Source organism: Gordonia zhenghanii, from assembly GCF_021738965.1.
Classification (GTDB): Bacteria; Actinomycetota; Actinomycetes; order Mycobacteriales; family Mycobacteriaceae; genus Gordonia; species Gordonia zhenghanii.
This window is the reverse complement of record NZ_JAKKOQ010000004.1, coordinates 114,612-135,139: the sequence shown is the minus strand read 5'-3', so window position 1 is coordinate 135,139 and position 20,528 is coordinate 114,612. Positions and strand designations below refer to the sequence as shown.

General features: G+C 65.9%; 18 protein-coding genes, 1 tRNA gene and 2 pseudogenes. 5 read left to right on the top strand and 16 right to left on the bottom strand.

What is annotated here, in order from left to right; genetic code table 11:
• Window positions 1-113: 113 nt before the first annotated feature.
• The 5 genes from L5G32_RS04235 to L5G32_RS04215 all read right to left on the bottom strand — a co-directional run bounded on the left by L5G32_RS04235 (window position 114) and on the right by L5G32_RS04215 (window position 4,066).
• Complete coding sequence (locus tag L5G32_RS04235; RefSeq protein ID WP_237009777.1) at window positions 114-317, bottom strand: hypothetical protein; 204 nt, start codon at window positions 315-317, stop codon at window positions 114-116.
• An 11-nt stretch (window positions 318-328) separates the two neighbouring features.
• Complete coding sequence (locus tag L5G32_RS04230; protein ID WP_265738685.1) at window positions 329-520, bottom strand: hypothetical protein; 192 nt, start codon at window positions 518-520, stop codon at window positions 329-331.
• Between the two features lie 98 nt (window positions 521-618).
• Entirely contained in the window at window positions 619-1,629 is a 1,011-nt protein-coding gene (locus L5G32_RS04225) for an oxygenase MpaB family protein (RefSeq protein ID WP_237009775.1), read from the bottom strand.
• 171 nt (window positions 1,630-1,800) lie between these two features.
• Window positions 1,801-3,474, bottom strand: a complete 1,674-nt coding sequence (gene ettA / locus L5G32_RS04220) for an energy-dependent translational throttle protein EttA (protein ID WP_237009774.1) — start codon at window positions 3,472-3,474, stop codon at window positions 1,801-1,803.
• Between the two features lie 148 nt (window positions 3,475-3,622).
• Window positions 3,623-4,066 carry a hypothetical protein gene (locus L5G32_RS04215; protein WP_237009773.1) on the bottom strand — a complete coding sequence of 148 codons (444 nt, stop codon included), beginning with the start codon at window positions 4,064-4,066 and terminating at the stop codon, window positions 3,623-3,625.
• Between the two features lie 111 nt (window positions 4,067-4,177).
• Here L5G32_RS04215 and L5G32_RS04210 point away from each other — a divergent pair, with 111 nt between their 5' ends.
• Window positions 4,178-4,588 carry a hypothetical protein gene (locus L5G32_RS04210; RefSeq protein ID WP_237009772.1) on the top strand — a complete coding sequence of 137 codons (411 nt, stop codon included), beginning with the start codon at window positions 4,178-4,180 and terminating at the stop codon, window positions 4,586-4,588.
• Between the two features lie 427 nt (window positions 4,589-5,015).
• Here L5G32_RS04210 and L5G32_RS19335 read toward each other — a convergent pair whose 3' ends face one another.
• The 4 genes and pseudogenes from L5G32_RS19335 to L5G32_RS04200 form a co-directional block, all read right to left on the bottom strand.
• On the bottom strand, window positions 5,016-5,324 hold the full coding sequence (locus L5G32_RS19335) for an AMP-binding enzyme (RefSeq protein ID WP_308192012.1): 309 nt from the start codon (window positions 5,322-5,324) through the stop codon (window positions 5,016-5,018).
• A 165-nt stretch (window positions 5,325-5,489) separates the two neighbouring features.
• Window positions 5,490-5,960: pseudogene (locus L5G32_RS19330) on the bottom strand (AMP-binding protein); the annotation flags it as partial.
• A 218-nt stretch (window positions 5,961-6,178) separates the two neighbouring features.
• Window positions 6,179-6,652 (bottom strand): AMP-binding protein, encoded by a 474-nt coding sequence (locus L5G32_RS19325; RefSeq protein WP_308192011.1) that lies wholly within the window; start codon window positions 6,650-6,652, stop codon window positions 6,179-6,181.
• A complete protein-coding gene (locus L5G32_RS04200; protein WP_237009771.1) occupies window positions 6,649-7,506 on the bottom strand; it encodes an alpha/beta fold hydrolase in 858 nt (285 codons plus the stop codon). Before L5G32_RS04200 ends, L5G32_RS19325 begins: the two co-directional genes overlap by 4 nt.
• Window positions 7,507-7,532: 26 nt before the next feature.
• Here L5G32_RS04200 and L5G32_RS19435 point away from each other — a divergent pair.
• Window positions 7,533-8,219 (top strand): annotated as a pseudogene (locus L5G32_RS19435) (AraC family transcriptional regulator ligand-binding domain-containing protein); the annotation flags it as partial.
• 167 nt (window positions 8,220-8,386) lie between these two features.
• On the top strand, window positions 8,387-8,785 hold the full coding sequence (locus L5G32_RS04195; protein ID WP_237009770.1) for a PGPGW domain-containing protein: 399 nt from the start codon (window positions 8,387-8,389) through the stop codon (window positions 8,783-8,785).
• Window positions 8,786-8,797: 12 nt separating this feature from the next.
• Here L5G32_RS04195 and L5G32_RS04190 read toward each other — a convergent pair whose 3' ends face one another.
• Entirely contained in the window at window positions 8,798-10,936 is a 2,139-nt protein-coding gene (locus L5G32_RS04190) for a bifunctional copper resistance protein CopD/cytochrome c oxidase assembly protein (protein WP_372491632.1), read from the bottom strand.
• A gap of 61 nt (window positions 10,937-10,997) precedes the next feature.
• Here L5G32_RS04190 and L5G32_RS04185 point away from each other — a divergent pair.
• A tRNA-Arg gene (locus tag L5G32_RS04185) sits at window positions 10,998-11,071 on the top strand.
• A 45-nt stretch (window positions 11,072-11,116) separates the two neighbouring features.
• Here L5G32_RS04185 and L5G32_RS04180 read toward each other — a convergent pair.
• The 6 genes from L5G32_RS04180 to L5G32_RS04155 all read right to left on the bottom strand — a co-directional run bounded on the left by L5G32_RS04180 (window position 11,117) and on the right by L5G32_RS04155 (window position 16,441).
• Window positions 11,117-12,337, bottom strand: coding sequence for a lipase family alpha/beta hydrolase (locus L5G32_RS04180; protein ID WP_237009769.1), 1,221 nt, complete (start codon window positions 12,335-12,337; stop codon window positions 11,117-11,119).
• Window positions 12,338-12,415: 78 nt separating this feature from the next.
• Window positions 12,416-12,721 (bottom strand): GlsB/YeaQ/YmgE family stress response membrane protein, encoded by a 306-nt coding sequence (locus tag L5G32_RS04175; protein ID WP_237009768.1) that lies wholly within the window; start codon window positions 12,719-12,721, stop codon window positions 12,416-12,418.
• A gap of 39 nt (window positions 12,722-12,760) precedes the next feature.
• The gene (locus tag L5G32_RS04170; RefSeq protein ID WP_237009767.1) at window positions 12,761-13,408 is read right to left on the bottom strand and encodes an HAD-IA family hydrolase; all 648 of its coding nucleotides are present in this window, start codon (window positions 13,406-13,408) and stop codon (window positions 12,761-12,763) included.
• Entirely contained in the window at window positions 13,402-14,508 is a 1,107-nt protein-coding gene (locus L5G32_RS04165; RefSeq protein WP_372491631.1) for an FAD-dependent oxidoreductase, read from the bottom strand. The genes L5G32_RS04170 and L5G32_RS04165 overlap by 7 nt, the downstream gene beginning before the upstream one ends.
• A gap of 5 nt (window positions 14,509-14,513) precedes the next feature.
• Window positions 14,514-15,314 (bottom strand): crotonase/enoyl-CoA hydratase family protein, encoded by an 801-nt coding sequence (locus L5G32_RS04160; protein WP_237009765.1) that lies wholly within the window; start codon window positions 15,312-15,314, stop codon window positions 14,514-14,516.
• Window positions 15,311-16,441, bottom strand: a complete 1,131-nt coding sequence (locus L5G32_RS04155) for a thiolase family protein (RefSeq protein WP_237009764.1) — start codon at window positions 16,439-16,441, stop codon at window positions 15,311-15,313. The genes L5G32_RS04160 and L5G32_RS04155 overlap by 4 nt, the downstream gene beginning before the upstream one ends.
• Before the next feature lie 80 nt (window positions 16,442-16,521).
• On the opposite strand from L5G32_RS04155, the gene L5G32_RS04150 reads away from it, so the two are divergent.
• Window positions 16,522-20,487, top strand: a complete 3,966-nt coding sequence (locus L5G32_RS04150; protein ID WP_237009763.1) for a bifunctional nitrate reductase/sulfite reductase flavoprotein subunit alpha — start codon at window positions 16,522-16,524, stop codon at window positions 20,485-20,487.
• Window positions 20,488-20,528 lie beyond the last annotated feature (41 nt).

Here is a 20,528-nt window from a genome sequence, read left to right as displayed (position 1 = left end):
CTCTCATTGACTGCCCCAACCCTACGGCGGGCGACGCCGCCTCGTCGGAGCATCGGCGAGGTGGACAGGCCACATCGCCGAGCGGGTCGATCAGGTCCGAAACGGGCCAGTCGTCACTGCTGGGTGTCGTTGAGCAGGTCGATCAGTTCGGGGATCAGCGAGACTCCCCACGCGATGAGTGCGACGACCGCGCCGATCACCGCGATCAGCACGAGCCAGGCCGCCATGCGCCCGAGCACGTTCCGGTGACCAGGAGCGCCGACCAGTAGTTTCACGAATTCGACGAGCACGTCGATGAGTCGAACCAGAAGCATCATTGCGGGCTCCCCTAGGTCATGGTGACGTTCGAGAACGTCAGGACGGGCCAGCACACGATCGAGCCGAGGAACGAGATGACTTGATCCACGGGATTGTCGATGTCGGTCAGATGCGACGTGTGGGTGAGCGTCCAGATGACGCCGACGATCCCGTACGGGATCCCGATGAGGATCAGTGCGCCGAGGAACTCGGACACCTTCATCTCGTGGTCGAGTATCTTGCTGATCTGATTCCACACCGGAGGGAATCCTTTCGACGGTCGCGCGCGGCTAGGTGGGCAGACGTGCAGGCTGGGCCCGGTCAGATCAGATCCTTGTTCTTCTCGATCTTGTGGCGCAGGTCTGCCATGTTGAAGTAGAAGCTGCCGAAGCGCAGCGGGCGCGGCAGGAACCGGTTGACGAAGCCCACGAACAGGAAGAGGTTTGCGAACCGTCGCTGATCGACGGCTCGCCACCGTAGGCCGATCTTCTCCCGGAACAGCGGCGGCATCATGCCGATCGACAGGAAGCGCAGAAGGCCGCGCAACGGGAGTCCGAGCATCGGAGTGATCATCTTGAGGTCGATGAGGTCGTTGATGAACTGGATCTGTGTCTCGTCGTAGGAGATGCGCTCACAGGCGACGTTCCAGTAGTGGTCGAACTCTCGGCGCGTGCTCGGCCACATCTCCTCGGTCACCTGCAACGTCGTTCCGAGACTGCTGGCGCCTGCGTAGAACTGTTCGGCCTGCTCGTCGTCCATCTTCCCGTGCAGGAGTTCATGCGCGTCTTCGAAGCCGATGTAGAGGCAGGCTGCGACCCACATCTGGAGCTCGCGGTTGAACGCGTTGTACTTGACCGGCGAGTTCTCGTCGTCGCGCACATGCCGATGCGCAGTGTTGATCGCGTCTCGGTATGCGTCGCGCTCATCCTGCGTACCGAGGACTGCGACGGCCAAGTAGGTCGCGGTGGTCCGCAGCCGCTTCCACGGGTGGTGCATGAGCGCGCCGGACTCGACCTTGGACTCCATCACGCCGTAAGCCACTTCGCGCCAGCCGAGTTGCATGGCCACGTTCGCCGCCGACCCGGCCGCCGCCCAGAAGTCGAAGGCGTCCTGCAGGTCCGCGCGATGGTATTCGTCGTTTGGCTTGCGCTGCGGCGTCGTGATCTCGATCCGAGTGTCGGCGACGGTCAACGTCGGCACGGTGTCCCGCCAGTCCGGCACGTACCCGCGCCGTCCACGCCGCGTGCTCTCCGGTTCGTCCGTGGCGTCGTCGCCGACCACACTGCGAGCCATCGAGCCCTCCGCCTGAATGCGAGTGTCAACACCGTCCATAGTGTTACACACTATTATTATTTGTATCATTCAGGCAAGGTTTCGGCCCCCGACCATTCATCCCGCCCCTACGACGCGAAATTCCCCGCTCGGCGGCGGCGACCCCTGAGAAGGGGATGCCGACTCCGAACGGGGAATCGTAGGACGCGGACGCCCTTAGAGCGCTGGGCGTCAGTCGCGCGTGAGCTTGCGGTGCGTCACGCGGTGCGGGCGGGCCGCTTCCGCGCCGAGACGCTCCAGCTTGTTCGCCTCATAGGCTTCGAAGTTGCCCTCGAACCAGAACCACTGACCCTCGGCGACGTTGCCCTCCCACGCGAGGATGTGGGTACAGGTCCGGTCAAGGAACCACCGGTCGTGCGAGATCACGACGGCACATCCCGGGAACTGCTCGAGCGCGTTCTCCAGCGAGCCAAGGGTCTCGACGTCCAGGTCGTTAGTCGGCTCGTCCAACAGGATCAGGTTTCCGCCCTCTTTCAGGGTCAGCGCAAGGTTGAGCCGGTTGCGTTCACCGCCGGAGAGCACCTCGGACCTCTTCTGCTGGTCGGGTCCCTTGAACCCGAACGCACTGACGTACGCCCGCGAGGGCATCTCGTTCTGGCCGACCTCGATGAAGTCGAGTCCCTCGGAGACGACTTCCCACACGGTCTTCTTCGGGTCGATGTTGGCGCGGCCCTGGTCGACGTAGCTGAGCTTGACCGTCTCGCCGACCTTCACCTCACCCGAGTCGGGCTCTTCCAGTCCGACGATCGTCTTGAACAGCGTCGTCTTACCGACACCGTTGGGGCCGATGACGCCGACGATGCCGTTGCGCGGCAACGTGAACGACAGATCCTTGATGAGGACGCGGCCGTCGAAGCCCTTGTCGAGGTTGCTGACGTCGACGACGACGTTGCCCAGACGCGGCGGCGTCGGGATCTGGATCTCCTCGAAGTCGAGCTTGCGGTGCTTCTCGGCCTCCGCCGCCATTTCCTCGTATCGGCCGAGGCGGGCCTTGTTCTTGGTCTGTCGGGCCTTCGATCCGGACCGGACCCACTCGAGCTCCTCCTTGAGGCGCTTCTGCAGCTTCTGATCCTTCTTGCCCTGGACTTCGAGGCGCTCGGCCTTCTTCTCCAGGTACGTCGAGTAGTTGCCCTCGTACGGGTGCAACTGGCCGCGGTCGACCTCACAGATCCAGCCTGCGACGTGATCGAGGAAGTATCGGTCGTGAGTGACGGCCAGGACGGCGCCCTCGTAGTTGGCGAGGAACTGCTCGAGCCACAGCACCGACTCCGCGTCGAGGTGGTTAGTCGGCTCATCGAGGAGGAGCAGATCGGGCTTGCTCAGGAGCAGTTTGCACAGCGCGACGCGGCGGCGCTCGCCACCGGACAGGTGCGTGACGGGCGAGTCGCCGGGCGGGCAACGCAGGGCGTCCATCGCCTGTTCGATCTGACTGTCGAGGTCCCAGGCGTCCGCGTTGTCCAGGTCTTCCTGGAGCTTGCCCATCTCGTCCATGAGTTCGTCGGAGTAGTCAGTCGCCATCAGTTCGGCGATCTCGTTGAAGCGGGCCAGCTTGACGCCGATCTCGCCCATTCCCTCTTCGACGTTCTCCTTGACCGTCTTGTCCTCGTTGAGTTCCGGCTCCTGCATGAGAATGCCGACGGTCGCGTCGGGATCGAGGAACGCCTCACCGTTCGACGGCTGGTCGAGGCCGGCCATGATCTTCAGGATCGACGATTTTCCGGCGCCGTTCGGGCCGACGACGCCGATCTTGGCGCCCGGGTAGAAGCTCATGGTGACGTCGTCGAGGATCACCTTGTCGCCGTGCGCCTTGCGCACCTTCTTCATCGTGTAAATGAACTCAGCCATAGCGTTTTATACTCCTACCTGCATGGATGGTGTTCTCGGGTGTTCGTGAGGTCAAGCATTCAGTGAGCGTCGTCAAGGCAGAGTGCGAGCGGTGGCGCTTTCAGCATCGGACTCGACTACGAAACTGGGACGCCACCACCCTATCCGGTCAGTCCTTGCGAACCTGGTGGACGGTGCGCCGCGAGCCATAGAAGTGCGCCACGAGTTCACGAGTCGCCACAGCGAGCAGGATCAGCGCGAACGCGGCAATTTTCGGCACGCGCGGATCGACGCCTGTCGTATGATCGAGTGTCCACAGAATCAGCGCTCCACCGACAACGGGTGCCGCGACTACGACGATGCCGACCGATGGGCGGCGGACGATCACGGCGTGGACAAGTGCCGCGATCACCGTGACAGCTAGCGCCGCGAACGAGATCGACGTCAAGGCGTTCGAGTCGGTGAACGAACCGCCGATTACATCGACTCCCTGCGCATCGGAGTAGCGGACAGAGACGCCAGAAGTCGGCATCGCCAGCGCTGCCATGAGTTGAGCGATGACGAACACCCACCATCCCGCACGCCCGATCATTACGACAGTAAGAAACATCACAGAACGACCCTACCGAAGCGATGTGTGCTGTATGTTTGCCACACCCGTAAGGGTCGCGCCGATTCTTTGGGGGACGGTGCGTACATATGCACAATCAAGAGGGGGCCGACCATGGGGTCAGTCAAGAAATTCATCGCCGGGGCATGCGCCGCGGCAGCCATCGGAACACTCGGGGTCACCGCCACGAGCGCGTCTGCGGGAGAAGCCGGTGCGGTGCAGGTAGTCCAGAGCCGGAACTACGTCATGATCTGGCTCACCGCCAGTGAAACCAAGCAAGCCGCCCACATGGGACTTGCAAACTTCCTGAACCAACCCGTCGTCCGCCAGCACAGCACGGTCTCAGTAGAGCCCGATTCTGTGTACCAGCCGGTCGCCGTGCCCGGCAAGGACAAGAAGATGATCTACACGACCCCGCAACGCCTGGTCAACGAGGCCGCAGCGCACCGGGGCGGGCGCGCTGGCATCGGTATCCACACCAGCCGACCAGACAGGCCGATCACCATCGCCCAGTACTGGCCGTAGTCACCAACAGACGGTTCACCCGAACCTGTCCCTAGAACTGTGCCCCGCATTTCATATCGAGATGCGGGGCACGTCCACGCCCACCCACACCGCGAACGACGAGACCGATCCATGAGAACACCACTCGCCAATAGCCACTTGTCGATCCACGAGCGCCAGCACCGGAACCAGGCCACCACCTGGTGCACATTCCACGATGTTTGCTTTACGATTGCCTGAATCTGTTTCCGTTGCGGATCTGAGGATCATCGAACGACGAGATTCACAGCCTGTGGTCGGCCATTCGAGAAGCTTGGGTTTTTGAGGACACTGTCTACGGACAGTGGGGCTTGCATATACTCTCTCGCCCGCATGCACTTCGCGATCAAGAAGATGATGGAATCCGGAGGCGACAACTACAGGGAACGGACCGCCCAGCGTCCCTAGTTCACCTGCTGCCGGTCGTGCGGTCACGAAGATCTCGACGTAGCAGCTTCCCCACCGACGAACGTGGCAGGGCATCGACGAAAACGACGTCCCTGGGCACTTTGTGCCGTGCGAGATTCGCCTTCACATACTCACGCACCTCACCTGCGTCGAGATCCGCACCCGCCGATCGCACAACGAATGCGGCGAGTCGCTGCCCGAAGTCGGCGTCCGGGACCGCCGCGATCGCGGCTTCCGCGATACCGGGGTGGCCGTACAGCAGTTCTTCGACCTCGCCGGGAAAGACGTTCTCCCCGCCCGAGACGATCATGTCGTCGTCGCGGCCGTCGATGAAGAGTCGGCCGTCGGCGTCCCAGTGTCCGACGTCGCCACTCGACAGCAACCCGTCGATGACCTTCTTCTGTCCGCCACCGCTGTACCCCGTGAACGACAGCAGTCCGCCGACGTAGATCGTCCCCGTCTCATACGCGGCGTCGATACGACGGTCGTCGGAACCATAGAGTCGCACCACCGAGGTCACGGGCGGTCGGCCGACGGTCCCAGGCGAACACGCCAGATCGTGCGGGGTGGCCACGGCCACGACCCCGACTTCACTCGCCCCGTACAGGTTGTAGAGAACATGCCCGAACCGCTTCGTCGCCTCGGCAGCGACGGACACCGGGAGCGCGGATCCGGCACAGAAGATGACCGAGACGCTCGACGTGTCGAACCGGTGCAGCACATCGTCGCCGAGCGCGAGGATTCGGCTCAGCATCGTGGGCACGAGTACGACAGTCGTGCACGCGAATTCGTCGATCAACCACAGCGTCCGCTCCGGATCGAACTTTCCCATCAGGACGTTCGTCGTTCCCAGAGAGACTGACAGGAGAAACTGGCTGAGCCCCGTTCCATGGAACAACGGCGCCGCAAGGATGGTCGTACCGCGCGCAGGCAGCGGTATGCGGTCTAGGAACTGCGCTGCAGCGAGGGGTGAGCGGACAGTTCGAGGCGCCCCCCTTCGGCGTCCCCGTCGTTCCCCCGGTCAGGATGGTCAACGAACCCGGTCGTGGCAGTCGGCCGACCCTCGGAGACCGTGAACCTCGGGTGATGCACGCATCGAATCCGTCGTCGATCCCACCGATGACGAGTCGCTCGGCTCCGACATCGGTCGCCCGATCAGAGAACTCAGCGTCGTGGGATCAACAGATCGACCCGTTCCCGACGACAGACCTCACGCGTCTCGACGGCGCTCATCCCGGTATTCATCAGAACAAGCCCCGCACCGGTCTTCGTCGCGCCGATCATCGCTTCGACCATCGCGCAATGATCGCGGCACATCACCGCGATGGTGGTCCCCGAGCCGCGTCCGTCCGCGACCAGCGCCGCGGCGACGTCGTCGGTCCTGCAGTCCAGTTCGGTGAAGGTGACCGACCGTTCCTCATCGACCAGCGCTGTCCGCGCACCGTATCGCCGGACCGCGATGCGGAGCGCTCCAGCGACCGGGCCGTGCGTTCGAAAGTCTCTGACCGCAGCGAGCATCGACCACGGGCGGGCCAGGTCGACCATCCCGGAGCCCGCTATGACGTTGGCGGCACGCACCTGTTCCGTCGCACCGCCGACGGCAGTGACGATTCCTCGGGTTCGCTCGGCGATGTTCACGACACCGCCTCCGGGTCGCCCGCGATCTGCCGCCCCAGGAACTCGAGCATCGTCCGAGCCAGCCAGTCCGGATACTCCAACTGTGGGCAGTGCCCGGCCTGCGCGTGCACAGCCAGTTCGCTTCCAGGAACCCTCGCGTGAAGCGCCACGCTCGCGGAGGTGGGGATGAGCCGATCGTGTGCGCCGTGCACCACGAGGGTCGGGCACTCGACGGCTGCCGTGGGATGCCAGGCCTTCGCCTCGCACGCTATCCGATGAACGAGATCGGCGTACTGGCATAGAACGGCCGATGAGTCGACCGAAGCCACCCACCGGTCGACGACGCTGCGCTCGACGTGCGCGCGACGGTGGTAGATCAACCCTGGCACCGTCGCCCGAATCAGTGCTTGCACGAGTGAGAGAGGCAGCCGGTCGAGGATCGGCGAACACGCCACCAGTTCCAGCGCACGCGACTGCGCCAACCTCATCGGTCGATGGTCGGCCAGGAACGGGTCGTCGACGGCCACAACAGTGCTCACCCGGTCCGGTCGCCGAGCAGCAGCGCGGATGGCCGCTGCTGCACCGAGAGAGTTGCCGACGACGGCGACCTCGCCGTACTCGTCGATGACGTCGTCGACGAAGCAGTCCCATTGCGGCATGACGGGATCGGCCGTGAGTGGCTGCGTGACGCCGAAGCCTGGCATGTCGAACGCGACCGCTGTATGCCCTGCCTGTTCGAGACGCGTCAGAACACCGCGCCAGGTGTCCGCGCTGTCACCGAACCCGTGGAACGGGACGAAGGTGGCGCTGCCGCCGCCCACCGCCAGCGTTCGGGTATCGATGTCGCCGAAGCGGCGACGAGACTCCACGATCATGAGTCCCGCCCCGTGCCGAGCAGGCCCTTCGCGACGAACTCTTGGGATTCGGACCGCGAGACTTTCCCGTCGGCTCCCTGAGGCTCGCCGGACTCACCCTGATCCACGCCCGTGACCTGGGATCGGCGCTCACCCGCGTCACCGATTTCATCTCGGTCACCATGGGAGTGACCCTCCGCACTTCTGTCGAATCCGGAACCGCGACACTGAGTGCGGAGACCCCGATCGCTGAACGGTTCGACCCAGTCCTCGCCTTCGTGGCTACAGCGGGAGTTCAACGACTAGCGGCATGGTTGATAGACGCGCCGATACCAGCGATCCGGGTGGAGTATCCATTCGATGGAAGTCACCTCGCGAAGGACTACGAACAGATATTCGGAACCCCCGCAACGTTCCATGCGACCAGAGTGTCCATTTCGTTCAGCGCGAGCCTTCTCGAGCGTCCCGTCGTCCGCACTGAACCCGACATGGATGACCTCGTTCGTAATGCGCCCGGATCTCTCTTCTATTCGCGTGGGGCGCCGACGACCCTGACATCGCGAATCGAGCGCATCCTGGCCAACCGCAGTTCCGGGCCGTGGATCGATTCAACGGACCTCGCCGGCTTTCTCTATATGAGTGCTCCTCACATGCGGAGAACGCTACGAGCCGAGCGCCTTCCGTCGCGCGTTTCGCAGGTGGACCGGGCACGCCCCGATCGATTACCGCAATGATCGGACCAGCGCGATCGAATGACACGCGGTCACACCGAGTACAGGATTACAGTGTCATGTGTCACACTGGGAACCGCTTCGGCGTCGTCGTCCGTTGCATCTACAGCCCGGGGCGAAAGCCACCAGGGAAGAACCCATGAGGGACGAACTACGAGAGGTCGACGGTTTTGAGCACTCGTCTGCGGATCAAGATCTGGCACCGGAAGCAGCGTTACACGATCCGGAGCCACCGCAAGCTCAACATGTTGTACCGGGTCGGCGTCGCCGTCGTCGGTACCGTCCTCTTTCTGGCGGGGCTCGTGATGATTCCCTTGCCGATCCCCGGCCCCGGGTGGGGTGCGTTCTTCCTCGGCCTCGGCGCCCTCTCGACTGAATTCGCGTGGGCTCACCGAGTCACGTCGTTCATCTTCGCGTTCTTGCGCCGTGTCGGCCACATCACTCACGCGGTGTGGAATCGCTTCGACGCCGCCGTCCATCGTCGTGTCGAGCGGATCACCGGTGCACGCCTGGTGCAGACCTGGCTCGACTTCCAGTGGTCGTTCCAGACCCCGTACGCCCTCGCGTAGCAAGCGCCTTCTCTACTTCTCTACTTCTGACGTCCCCACTTCGTCGTGGGCCGTCGTCGCCGACTCGCCTTCGGTCACGTCTGCGTCCACGTCCGTATCCGGAGCCGTCGGCGCGTTCATTTCCCGCAACATCGCGTTGTAGCTCTCGAGTTCGGCGTCCTCGTCGCGCGCTTCCTTGCGGTCGAAGCGGCGGGCGACCTTCTCGTCCTGCCTGCGCCATTGGACGAGGAGCGCGAGCATCACGATGACGAGCGGGAACTCTCCCGTCGCCCATGCGATGCCGCCACCGACTCGTTGATCTGCCGCGAGGTCGAGCGCCCATGGATGCTCAAGGCCGCGGTAGTACTTCTCGGCGATGAGCGCCGTCGTCATCATCAACGCGACGCCGAAGAAGGCGTGGAACGGCAGCGCGCCCATCACCACTCCCAGCTTCGCGACGTGACTCGTCTGGCGTGGCGCCGGGTCGATGCCGATCACCAGCCAGTAGAAGAGGTAGCCGCTGATGAGGAAGTGGATGTTCATCAGCAGGTGCGCGGAGTGGTGTTCGACGACGACGTCGAAGAGCCCGCCCAGGTACAGCACGTAGAAACTGCCGACGAAGAAGATCACGACGATCGCCGGGTGCGTGACGAGCTTCGAGAACTTGCTGTGCAGAGCGGTCAGAATCCATTCACGCGGGCCGTCCGGGTTACCTCGGCCTGCGGGCGGGATCGCTCGCAGCGCCAACGTCATCGGTCCACCGAGGACCAGCAGCACCGGAACGAGCATCGTCAGCATCATGTGCGACATCATGTGACTGCTGAACAGTGCAGGCGAGTACCGACCGATGCCCGACGAGGTCGCGACCAGGAGGCTCAAGCACCCGAGGAGCCACGCCGCGGTCCGGCCGACCGGCCAGGCGTCGCCGCGCTTATGCAGGCGCCACACGCCGCGCAAGTACACGATCGCCATCACAAGGGCCGCCGTGCCGAAGATCAGATCGAACCGCCAGTCGAACAACAGGCGCATGAGAGTCGGCGGACCGTCGAGGTCGTAGCCGATCTTCAACGCCATCGGTGTCACGTCGGCCGTCGCCAGGTCCGGGGGCGGCGTCCGCGACAGTCCAGCGGCGAATCCGAACGCGATCGCGAACACGATCAGCTCGACGGCGGCGAAGCGGACGAACAGCGACTTACGCGGCTCGTCGGAGCCCTCGAGCTCGGCGACGGTGATCCTGCGGTGCAGTCCGCCGATCGCGCCCGCCACGACGAACGCCAGCGCCTTTCCGAGGACGATGAGTCCGTACGTGGTGGTGAACAGCTGCCCGATCGGCATCCGCACCAACGCGTTGACGACACCGCTGATCCCGACCACGATCAGGCACCAGAAGGCCACCCGTGAATAGCGCCGCACGGCGAGTGTTCGCCACCGGCCGTTGCCGAATGCATAGGCGACCACTACGAGCAGTCCGCCGGTCCACACTGCGGCGGCGACGATGTGCAGGATCAGACTGTTGGTCGCGACGTCGTGTCCGCCGCCCGCCGAGGAGTGCCCGGCCAACGCCGACGGCATCAGCGACAGGAACGCCAGTCCCAGGACGACGAACGTCCAGCCCCACTTGAGTGCTGCGCGCGCGACGATCGCCGCGAGAATCGCGAAGATGGCCGTCCACAACCAGTACCGCGCATCGGCGACCTGCCCGTAGGCGGTGAACAGGTTGTCCGGCTTCAACGTCTCACCGAGCGGATAGCCGCTCACGTTCGAGATCGTCAACGGGATCATCACGAGCGCGCAGAGCGCCCACACGAGCATCGCCGCGTAGGTCCACCGGACGGCGCGGAATCCACCGACGTCGAGGTGGCCGCCGCGCTGCGGCGGAACGAAGAACGCCGCGAACATCGCTCCGCCGAGACCGATCGCAGCGCTGAGCTGTCCGACGGCGGTGACGACGGGCACGCCGTAGGTGGTGAGGACGCCCGCATCGGGCACGCCTGCTAGCCGCAGCGCTGTCGCCGCGGACGCTGCTGTCACCAATGCGCCTGCAACAGCGCCTACGACCAGCATCGCCGCGACGATCACGCGTCGGGGCCCCGACGGATCAGTGAGGTGGTCGCGGTCGATCACATGAGCGGAACCAGGCTCGGTATCGGCCGTCGCAGACGTCGTTGACATACGTCCATCGTAGGACCCGATATACTTACTTCTCGCCGGCGCTCCCACCGCGACGGCGAATGCCCCCGTAGCTCAGGTGGATAGAGCAAGAGCCTTCTAATCTCTAGGTCGCAGGTTCGAATCCTGCCGGGGGCACCCTACGACTTCAGACGGCGCCGATATCCCGCACCGGAACCCAGTTCAGCCGATCCATTCGACGAGCATCTCGGTGACCGCCGGGGCGCCGAGCAAGGTGAAGTGGTGCGCTCCCGGCAGGTGCAAGCCGTTCTCCGGGTCGAACCCGATGCGTCGCGCCTTGTGCGAGCCGCGAGCACTCGGAGAGAGCACCAGGCCGTCGCCGATGACCCGGCCAATCGGGTTCTGCGGCGATCGGGTGACCGTGGCCGACACGAAGTAATGCTTCGCCTGAGGAAGTAGTGGCACTTCGGCGGCGACGGCCTTCCCCAGGGCGTCCGGATCGCGGCCGACCCAGTCCTCGTCGACGAGACTGCCGCCGCGCAGGTCACGGATGCCGACGCTGCGGCGCCGCAGCAGGCCGCCGAATGCGGAGGTCTCCGGAAAGAACGAAAGGCCTGCACTCGCGTAGTGCGCGAGATTCTCCAGCGGAGCCCCGAGATGCGGCGTCCCGAGACTCACCGTCGTCGTGACATCGCGGACCCATTCCCGGCCGTCGAGATCGGCCTGGTGCGCCGCGCTGCGGAGTACCAGGCCGCCCATCGAATGGCCGATCAGAACGATTCGTTCTACCGGCACCGGCCAGTTCCGGACCAGTGCGTCGAGCTCACCGGCGATGTCGCGCCCATTCACCGACACCCGCCTGCCCGTGTTGTAGCGGAGGTGCGCGGCGGTGAAGCCGCGCTCGGCGAGCACCTGCTCGTAGTGCGGACCTTCTCCGTACCGGAACGCGTGCTCGGTCTCCATCAATCCGTGCGCGAACACCACCAGTGTTCCTGTCGCCTCCGGGAAGGCCGCGGCCGCCCCGGATGCCGTGCAGTCCACCGGCTGTCCGTCGACGCGAACGCTGACGGCTTCCTCCGTGAGAGGTGAGCGCCTGCCCTCGAGTTCGTCCCCGATCAGACCGTTGACCGCTGCGATGACCGCCGATCCCGCCACGGTCTGGGAGACCGATGCCTTCAGCGGAAGGTCGGCGACGTGTCGGCCGACGACACCCGCCGAATCGACCCCGGCCCGCACCGCGGTGTAAACGCCATCGGTGATGACATCGTGCATCACCTTGACCGGCGTAGCCGACCGACGCGTGAACAGGCCGACCCCGCGGAACACCCGATCGGAGATCGCCCGATGCGTGTGGTGGATCCCACCGGTGGCACGACCGGTCTCCGACAACAGCAGACCGACCAGCTCCCGGACTTCTCTCCGGCGCACGTCACGATCATTCATGACGTGTCAGTGTACACCTGTGCACTGATATTCGCGGGTATCCGACGCCCCGCGCTCCCGGTGTTCAAGCCAGTGACGCTATACCCTGGTCTTCTGGAACTTTCCGACGATCCACAACAAGATCACCGAGCCCAGCACCGCTGTGAAGAGCGTGAACCACCAGCCGCCGCCCGCAGTGTCCAAGAAGAAGCTCAGAATGAATCCGCCGAGAAGCGCTCCGACGACGCCCACGACGATGTTCATCAGGAACCCGGAACCGCCGCCGTTGACGATCTTGCCTGCGATGAGTCCAGCGATCGCGCCGATGACCAGATAGCCAATCCAGCCGACGTTCGTCAGTGTGGATGATCGGGCGAGAATTTCTGTCGCTGCCAAGGTGTTCATGACTTGCCCCCTCTAGTGAAGTGACTTGCAGCACTCACCCTATCGGTCAATCAGATGAATCTGCACCGACTCGCCGTCGAAGTGCACCGAAGTGAGATCCGCGACGGTGTGATCGGCCCCGTAGCCGGCGACGTCCTCGCCGACGCCGATGACCGTCGCTCCGGCTGCGAGTCCGGCGGCGATACCGGCGCGGGAGTCCTCGAACACGACACACCGAGTCGGATCTACGCCGAGGATCTCCGCTGCCCGAAGGAATCCGCGGGGACTCGGTTTGGATTCGGTCACGTCGTCGGCTGTCACGGCGACGTCGGGGACGACGAGCCCGGCCGCCGTCATGCGTGCTTGCGCCAGCGGCAGGGTCGCGGACGTGACGAGGGCGTGTGGGACGTCGACGAGCGCAGCGAGCAGCCTGGCCGCCCCCGGGATCTCGACGATCCCGTCAGTGTCCGAGATCTCCGCGGCCAGCAGTTCCTCGTTGTCGGCGAGATTCTCTTCGGCGGGACGGTCCGGCAGGAGTTCGGCCATCACCTCGTGGCCTTGCCGACCGTGCGACATGCGCAACACTGTGTCGACGTCGAGACCGTGCGCAGACGCCCACCGCCCCATCAGCCGGTCGACGACCGCATCGGAGTCGACGAGCGTTCCATCCATGTCGAGCAGAATCGCGTGCGCGGGAATCGTCAGCATGACTCCAGTGTCCTGGAGAACGCGCGTCGCGACGCGACGGTTGCCAGATGCGCGCGGACGGCCACGTCCGGAACTAGGACACTCGACCGGATGAGGGCTTCCCACACGGCCGCTGGCCTCCCGTTGACTACGCGTCCGATGAGTTCGGATTCGCGCACCACAGCCCGGATGCGGCGCCGACGGACGCTCGCGTACCGCATCGTCGCCAGCGGGAGATCGTCTCCGGTACCGATGCATTCGGCGAGTGTCACTGCGTCTTCGATCGCCTGGCAGCCGCCCTGCCCCAAGTGCGGCCGCATGGGATGCGCAGCGTCGCCGACCAGCACCACACGTCCGCGGTGCAGCACCGTGGCCGTCGGTCGGTCGTACAGGTCGTTGCGCAGTAGATGGTCCGGATCGGTCGCGGCGACCAGCCGCGGCAGCGGATCGGCCCATCCGTCGACGAGCCCGCGGACGTGGGCGGCCTCGTCGTCGAAGGACGTGCCTGCAGGCAGCCGCGCAGTAGCGAACCAGTATGTGCGGTCGGCGCCGAGCGGGACCAACCCGAACTGGCCCTCGCGCCCGAGTACCTCACCGGCGAGGACCGGATCGAATCCCGCATCGGCGATGCCGCGCCACGCCGTATAGCCGGCGTATGTGTGCGGCAACGGGCCGTTGAGCTCACGGGCGAGCACCGACCGCGTGCCGTCCGCGCCGACGACGAGGTCGGCGTCCAGCCCGGCCGAGCCGTCGACTCTCGCCCCGAACTGCACTGTGTCCGGCGGGAGCATCCCCGCGAGGACGTCCCGCAGGGTCGCCCGCTCGATCACGACGAGCGGTTCGCCGAGCGCAGCGACGAGCCGGTCCGGGTCCGGTCGTCGAATCCAGCTCCCGTCGCGCCACCGCATCGCACCCGCGGTCACCGAGCCGCCCGACGCGCGGACGGCGTCGCCCGCACCGATACGGTCGAGTGCCGCAAGCGCATTGGGCCACAAGCTGATCCCGGCTCCCGCAGACGTGTCGTCGCGTGCTTCGAGCACGCGCACGTCATGACCCTGGCGGTGCAGCGCAATGGCTGTCGTCAAACCGGCTATGCCACCGCCCACCACGATCACGCGCACGGGGGTCACCGTCCTTGATAGACGCCGGCGCGCTTCTCGAGCATCGCCGCGATCGCTTCCTTGTGATCCTCTGTCTGATGGGCGATGCCCTGCATGGCGGCCGACATCTCCAACAACTGGTCGAGCGTCTGCTGCGACGACTCGCGCAACAGCTTCTTAGCCATCCGCACGGCGATCGGCGGGTTCACCGCGACGCGCTCGGCGAGCCTGCGGGCCTCCCCGAGCAACTCGTCGGGCTCGACAACGCGCGAGACCATTCCCCAGTCGAGCGCGGTGGCGGCGTCGACGCGGTCGCCGGTCAACGCCATCTCCGCCGCTCGCGCCGGGCCGATGATGCGCGGCAGGAACCATGCGCCGCCGTCACCCGGGATGATCCCCAGCTTCACGAAACTCTCCGCGAAGAATGCGGTGTTGGACGCGATCCTCAGGTCGCACATCATCGCCAGGTCACAGCCCGCGCCGACCGCCGGACCGTTGACGGCGGCGATCACCGGAACCTCCAGCCCGTACATGGCCCGCGGAATCCGTTGGATGCCATCGCGATACCCGACTCGCTGATCGTGCGCGGCACCACCGAACAGGCCTTCGCCCGCTTGCATAGCCTTCACGTTTCCGCCTGCCGAGAACGCCGATCCGGCACCGGTCAGAATCACCGCGCGGACACTCTGGTCCGCGTTGGCCCGAGCGACGGCGTCGATGATCGCGTCGATGATCGGCTCGTCGGAGATCGCGTTGCGCAGGTCGGGGAGATTGATGGTCCAGGTGACGACGTCGCCGTCGCGTTCCACCAGCAGTTCGTCGCTCACAGCAGCTCCAGGATCGTCGCGTTGGCCATTCCGCCTGCTTCACACATCGTCTGGAGGCCGTACCGAATACCGTTGTCGCGCATGTGATGCACGAGTCTAGTCATCAGAATGGCTCCCGACGCGCCGAGCGGATGGCCGACCGAGATGGCTCCGCCGAGCGGGTTGAGGACCTCGTCCGATGCGCCGATCTCCTTCTGCCACGCCATCGGAACCGGAGCGAACGCCTCGTTGACCTCATACGCTCCGATGTCGTCGACGGACAGACCCGACCGGTCGAAGGCCTTACGCGTCGCCGCGATGGGCGCCGTCAACATGATGACCGGGTCGTCGCCCGCCAGGACGGTGGTGTGCACGCGCGCGATCGGCGTCCAACCGTTGGCCGCAGCGGTCTCGCTCGACGTCACGAGCAGTGCGCCCGCGCCATCGGAGATCTGCGACGCGTTGCCCGCGGTGATCATCCCGTTCGGGTCGAACGGTGTCTTGAGGCCGGCGAGCTTCTCCGCGGTGGTACCCCGGCGAAGCCCTTCGTCCTGAGTGAGGTCGCCGATCGGAGCGAGTTGGCCGTCGAACGCTCCGGCGTCTGCGGCTGCCGCTGTGCGCTCATGCGACCGCGCCGAGTACTCGTCGAGTTCCGTGCGGGTCATCCCCCACCTCGTGGCCACCATCTCGGCGCCGATCCCCTGATCGAACCGCTCGATCTCGTAGCGATCGAGCACCGACTGCGGAGTGGGCGTGCCGCCTTTGCCTGCGGTCCCCATCGGCACGCGCGACATCGACTCGACGCCGCCGGCGATCGCGACGTCGTACTGGCCGGACATCACGCCCGCGGCGGCGAACGCGACCGACTGCTGACCGGACCCGCACCGCCGGTCGACGACGACCGACGGCACCGACTCGGGCCACCCCGCGGCGAGGACGCCGAGGCGGCCGATGTGGCCCGCCTGGTCACCGACCTGACTCACACAGCCCCACACCACGTCGTCGACGACGGCGGGATCGAACCCGACGCGATCGGCGAGTGCGTTGAGGACGTGCCCGGACAGGTCGCCCGGGTGGATGTCAGACAGGGCACCGTTTCGCTTGCCGATGGGGGTACGCACCGCATCGACGATCACTGCATCACGCATAGCCCCATCCTCTAGCACTGTTGACACTCGCGTAACACGAAACGGCGCAATCGGAAACATGTCACATCGACCATCGGGGCATGGACGATCCCTCGCGCACCGTGCCGACTGTGTGCGGATACTGCGGGGTCGGATGCGGACTCACGCTGCGGATCGACGGCGACCGAGTCGCGGCGTCGACCGGGACGCCTGATCACCCGACAAACCGCGGACGACTCTGCACCAAAGGCGCGACGACGGCCGAGATGCTCTCCGCGCCAGGACGTCTCATGTCCGCTACCGTTGACGGCACCCGAACCGGAATCGACGACGCGATCACCGAGACAGCCCGACGCCTCAGCGCGATACGCGACGAGCACGGCCCCGACTCGATCGCCGTCTACGTGTCCGGACAGATGACGACCGAAGCCCAGTACCTGGCGAACAAGCTGACGAAGGGGTTCCTCGGGACCAACCAGATCGAGTCGAACTCGCGGCTGTGCATGGCGTCGGCGGGCACCGGTTACAAGCAATCGCTCGGCGCGGACGGACCGCCCGGCAGCTACGACGACCTCGACCACGCCGACCTGTTCCTGGTGATCGGGTCCAATATGGCCGACTGCCATCCGATCCTGTTCCTGCGCATGATGGAGCGTGTCAAGGCGGGGGCCCGCCTCGTCGTCGTCGATCCTCGACGTACCGCGACGGCCGCCAAAGCAGACCTGTACCTCCCGATTCGCCCGGGGACCGATCTGGCACTCCTCAACGGCGTGCTCCGGTCGATCGTCGAGTCGGGTGGGGTGGACGCCGTGTTCGTCGCCGCGCACACCTCCGGGTGGGAGACGATGGCTCCGTTGCTCGACGACTATCCGCTCGACGTGGTCGCCGAGACGACGGGACTGCCCCTCGACGACCTGCGCACCCTCGCGCAATGGATCGTCGACGCGGACGACTGGATGTCGTTGTGGACGATGGGCCTCAATCAGTCGACACACGGCACCTGGCACACCAACGCGCTCGTGAACCTGCACCTGGCGACTGGAACGATCTGCCGCACCGGGTCGGGACCGTTCTCGCTGACCGGGCAGCCGAATGCCATGGGCGGTCGCGAGATGGGATACATGGGGCCCGGGCTGCCGGGCCAACGCACCGCGCTCGACGCGGAACACCGGGCGTTCACCGAGAACCTGTGGGGACTGCCCGCCGGGGCGATCCGCGACGATGCGGGCGGCGGCACCATCGACATGTTCGAGCGGATGGCCGCGGGCGAGATCCGCGCCGCCTGGATCATCTGCACCAACCCGGTGGCGTCGGTGGCAAACCGGAGCACGGTCATCGCCGCGCTCGAAGCGGCGGACCTCGTCATCGTCCAAGAGGCCTTCGACGGCGCCGAGACCACCGCGTACGCCGACATCGTGCTGCCCGCCGCCCTGTGGTCGGAGACCGACGGCGTGATGGTGAATTCCGAACGGACCCTGACGTTGTGCCGACCCGCACTCGCTCCACCCGGCGACGCTCGTCCCGACTGGAGGGTGATCGCCGACGTCGCGACCGCACTGGGTTTCGGCGAGGCCTTCGACTACCCGGACGCGTCATCGGTGTTCGACGAGTTGAGCGCATTCCAGAATCCGACGACCGGATGGGACGTGCGAGGTGCAAGCCACGAACGGCTGCGCGAGGGACCCGTCCAATGGCCTGCTGCGCCCGGCTGCGACGCCCGCAATCCGATCCGATACCGCGACGGCGCCACGCTGCGCTTCCCGACCGCCGACGGTCGAGCCCGATTCCTGCCACGCCCGTTCCTGCCGCCCGCCGAATTGCCGGACGACGAGTACCCGGTGCTGCTGACCACCGGCCGCCTCGCCCACCAGTGGCACACCATGACCAAGACCGGTCGGGTCGCGAAGCTCAACAGACTCGATCCGGCCAGTTTCGCCGAGCTGCACCCGGACACAGCTGCCGAGCACGCCATCGTCGACGGCGACCGCGTGACGGTCGCGTCCCGCCGTGGGTCGGTGACCGTCCCGGCCCGAGTGACGGCCGACATCGCACCCGGCTGCTGCTTCGTCCCGATGCACTTCAACGATGCGTCGGGGCCGGAGCTGGCAGTCAACGCCGTCACCAGCGACGCCGTCGACCCCGACTCGCTGCAGCCCGAGTTCAAAGCGTGCGCGGTGTCGTTGACGCCCGTGCCCGCCGAGCCTGTCTCCAGCCCGCCAGACTCCACTACACAGGGGGATCCATCTGTGACCGCTCTCGCGTCCGTTTTCGGCGGAGCTCCGACGCCCTCGACCGACGCCGCGGAGTCGGCGTACCTCTCCGGTCTGGCAGCAGGCATCGCGGCGAACCCGCCCGTGGACGCCGTACCGGTGATCCCGGTGACCGCTCCCCTCTCATCCGCCGTCCGGGCGTGGGCCGACGGAGTACTCGCGGGCTACTTCTCGCGCTCGGCCGTCCCAGTCGCCGCTCCGGCTGTCGCGACGACGGGGCCGCGCCTCACTCTCGTCTGGGCATCGCAGACCGGTACCGCCGAGGAGTTCGCCGAACGCGCCGTCCCCGGCCTGACCGCGGCAGGCTTCACCGTGTCGTCTCGCTCCGCGGCCGAGGTCGGTATCGACGAGTTGACCGGCCCGGTGCTGTTCGCGGTGTCGACCACGGGTGACGGCGATCCTCCCGACAACGCGACCGCGCTGTGGACGCGATTGACGGTAGCGACGTCCTCGGACGTGGCCGATCTGCGATTCGCCGTACTCGGCTTCGGCGACTCCTCGTACGCGGACTTCTGCGGGTTCGCTCGCAAACTGGACGGCCGACTCGAACTGCTGGGCGCGGACCGCATCGTCGACCGCGTCTCGTGCGAGCCAGGCGACGACGCCGTCGCCGATGCCTGGGTCCACACCGTGACCGAGGCACTGTCCGTGGAATCGGATGATCCCGTGGAGACTGTTCCACCCGTGGACTATTCGCGCCGGAATCCACTCGCTGCGCGACTCGTCGCCAATGAACGCCTGTCGGGAGACGGCTCGGCGAAAGAGGTGCGGCGCTTCGCTTTCGAGCTTCCGCCGGACACACTCACCTACCAGGCAGGCGACGCGCTCGGCGTCGTCCCGACGAACAGTCCCGCACTCGTCGACGAGTGGCTCGCGGTGACAGATCTGGACGGCGATCTGCCCGTCGACGCGGCAGGCGACACGATGCCGTTGCGGACCGCGCTCGCCGACCACTTCGAGATCGCGCGCATCACTCGAGACCTCGTCGGCTTCGTCGCCGACCGTCATGACGATCCGCATCTGCGGAGCCTGCTCGAACACCGGGACGCATTCGACGAGTGGGTGTGGGGTCGGCAGTCGGTTGACCTGCTCGCGGCGTATCCCGTCGACGCGGAGATCGCCGACTGGCTCACCGTCCTGCGGCCACTGCAGCCACGTCTCTACTCGATCTCGTCCAGTCCGGTCCACACCCCCGACCGGGTGGAGGTGACGGTGTCGGCAGTCCGGTTCCACGTGGGTGAGGTCCTACGCGGCGGCGTCTGCTCGACGTATCTCGCCGACGCGCCCGAGCCCACTCCCGTCAAAGTGTTCGTCCAGCCCAACAAGCATTTCGCCCCTCCCGCGGATCCAACGGCCCCGATCATCATGATCGGACCTGGTACCGGCATCGCCCCGTTCCGCGGTTTCCTGCACGAGCGCGGGGCCACCGGCTCCGCGGGCGACAACTGGCTGTTCTTCGGCGAGCAGCACCGTGCCACCGACTTCCTCTACGAGGAGGAGTTGACCGAGTTGCGCGACGTCGGTGTCCTGACGCGTCTCGACGTCGCCTTCTCCCGTGACCAGACCGACAAAGTGTACGTCCAGGACCTGATGCGCGAGCACGCCGCCGACCTCTGGGCATGGCTCTCGCGCGGCGCGTACGTGTACGTGTGCGGCGACGCGTCGAGGATGGCCCGCGACGTCGACGACACGCTGCACCAGATCATCGCCGAACAGGGCCGCCTCGCTCCCCGCAGTGCCGACGCCTACGTCGCCGCTCTCGCCGCCGAGCATCGGTACGTCCGCGACGTCTACTGAACGCCGGATCTCGACTCCGCTCGATCAGCGGGCGGAAGCTC

What these genes read in the sequence shown, in the direction of transcription:
- L5G32_RS19335 (WP_308192012.1), bottom strand. Translation starts at nt 5,324, where the DNA reads ATGATCGTCTCGGGCGGGGAGAACGTCTTTCCCGGCGAGGTCGAAGAA.
- L5G32_RS04190 (WP_372491632.1), bottom strand. Translation starts at nt 10,936, where the DNA reads ATGTCAACGACGTCTGCGACGGCCGATACCGAGCCTGGTTCCGCTCAT.
- L5G32_RS04200 (WP_237009771.1), bottom strand. Translation starts at nt 7,506, where the DNA reads ATGATCGTGGAGTCTCGTCGCCGCTTCGGCGACATCGATACCCGAACG.
- ettA (WP_237009774.1), bottom strand. Translation starts at nt 3,474, where the DNA reads ATGGCTGAGTTCATTTACACGATGAAGAAGGTGCGCAAGGCGCACGGC.
- L5G32_RS04235 (WP_237009777.1), bottom strand. Translation starts at nt 317, where the DNA reads ATGATGCTTCTGGTTCGACTCATCGACGTGCTCGTCGAATTCGTGAAA.
- L5G32_RS04150 (WP_237009763.1), top strand. Translation starts at nt 16,522, where the DNA reads ATGGACGATCCCTCGCGCACCGTGCCGACTGTGTGCGGATACTGCGGG.
- L5G32_RS04170 (WP_237009767.1), bottom strand. Translation starts at nt 13,408, where the DNA reads ATGCTGACGATTCCCGCGCACGCGATTCTGCTCGACATGGATGGAACG.
- L5G32_RS04180 (WP_237009769.1), bottom strand. Translation starts at nt 12,337, where the DNA reads ATGAATGATCGTGACGTGCGCCGGAGAGAAGTCCGGGAGCTGGTCGGT.
- L5G32_RS04210 (WP_237009772.1), top strand. Translation starts at nt 4,178, where the DNA reads ATGGGGTCAGTCAAGAAATTCATCGCCGGGGCATGCGCCGCGGCAGCC.
- L5G32_RS04155 (WP_237009764.1), bottom strand. Translation starts at nt 16,441, where the DNA reads ATGCGTGATGCAGTGATCGTCGATGCGGTGCGTACCCCCATCGGCAAG.
- L5G32_RS04175 (WP_237009768.1), bottom strand. Translation starts at nt 12,721, where the DNA reads ATGAACACCTTGGCAGCGACAGAAATTCTCGCCCGATCATCCACACTG.
- L5G32_RS04230 (WP_265738685.1), bottom strand. Translation starts at nt 520, where the DNA reads ATGAAGGTGTCCGAGTTCCTCGGCGCACTGATCCTCATCGGGATCCCG.
- L5G32_RS04225 (WP_237009775.1), bottom strand. Translation starts at nt 1,629, where the DNA reads ATGGACGGTGTTGACACTCGCATTCAGGCGGAGGGCTCGATGGCTCGC.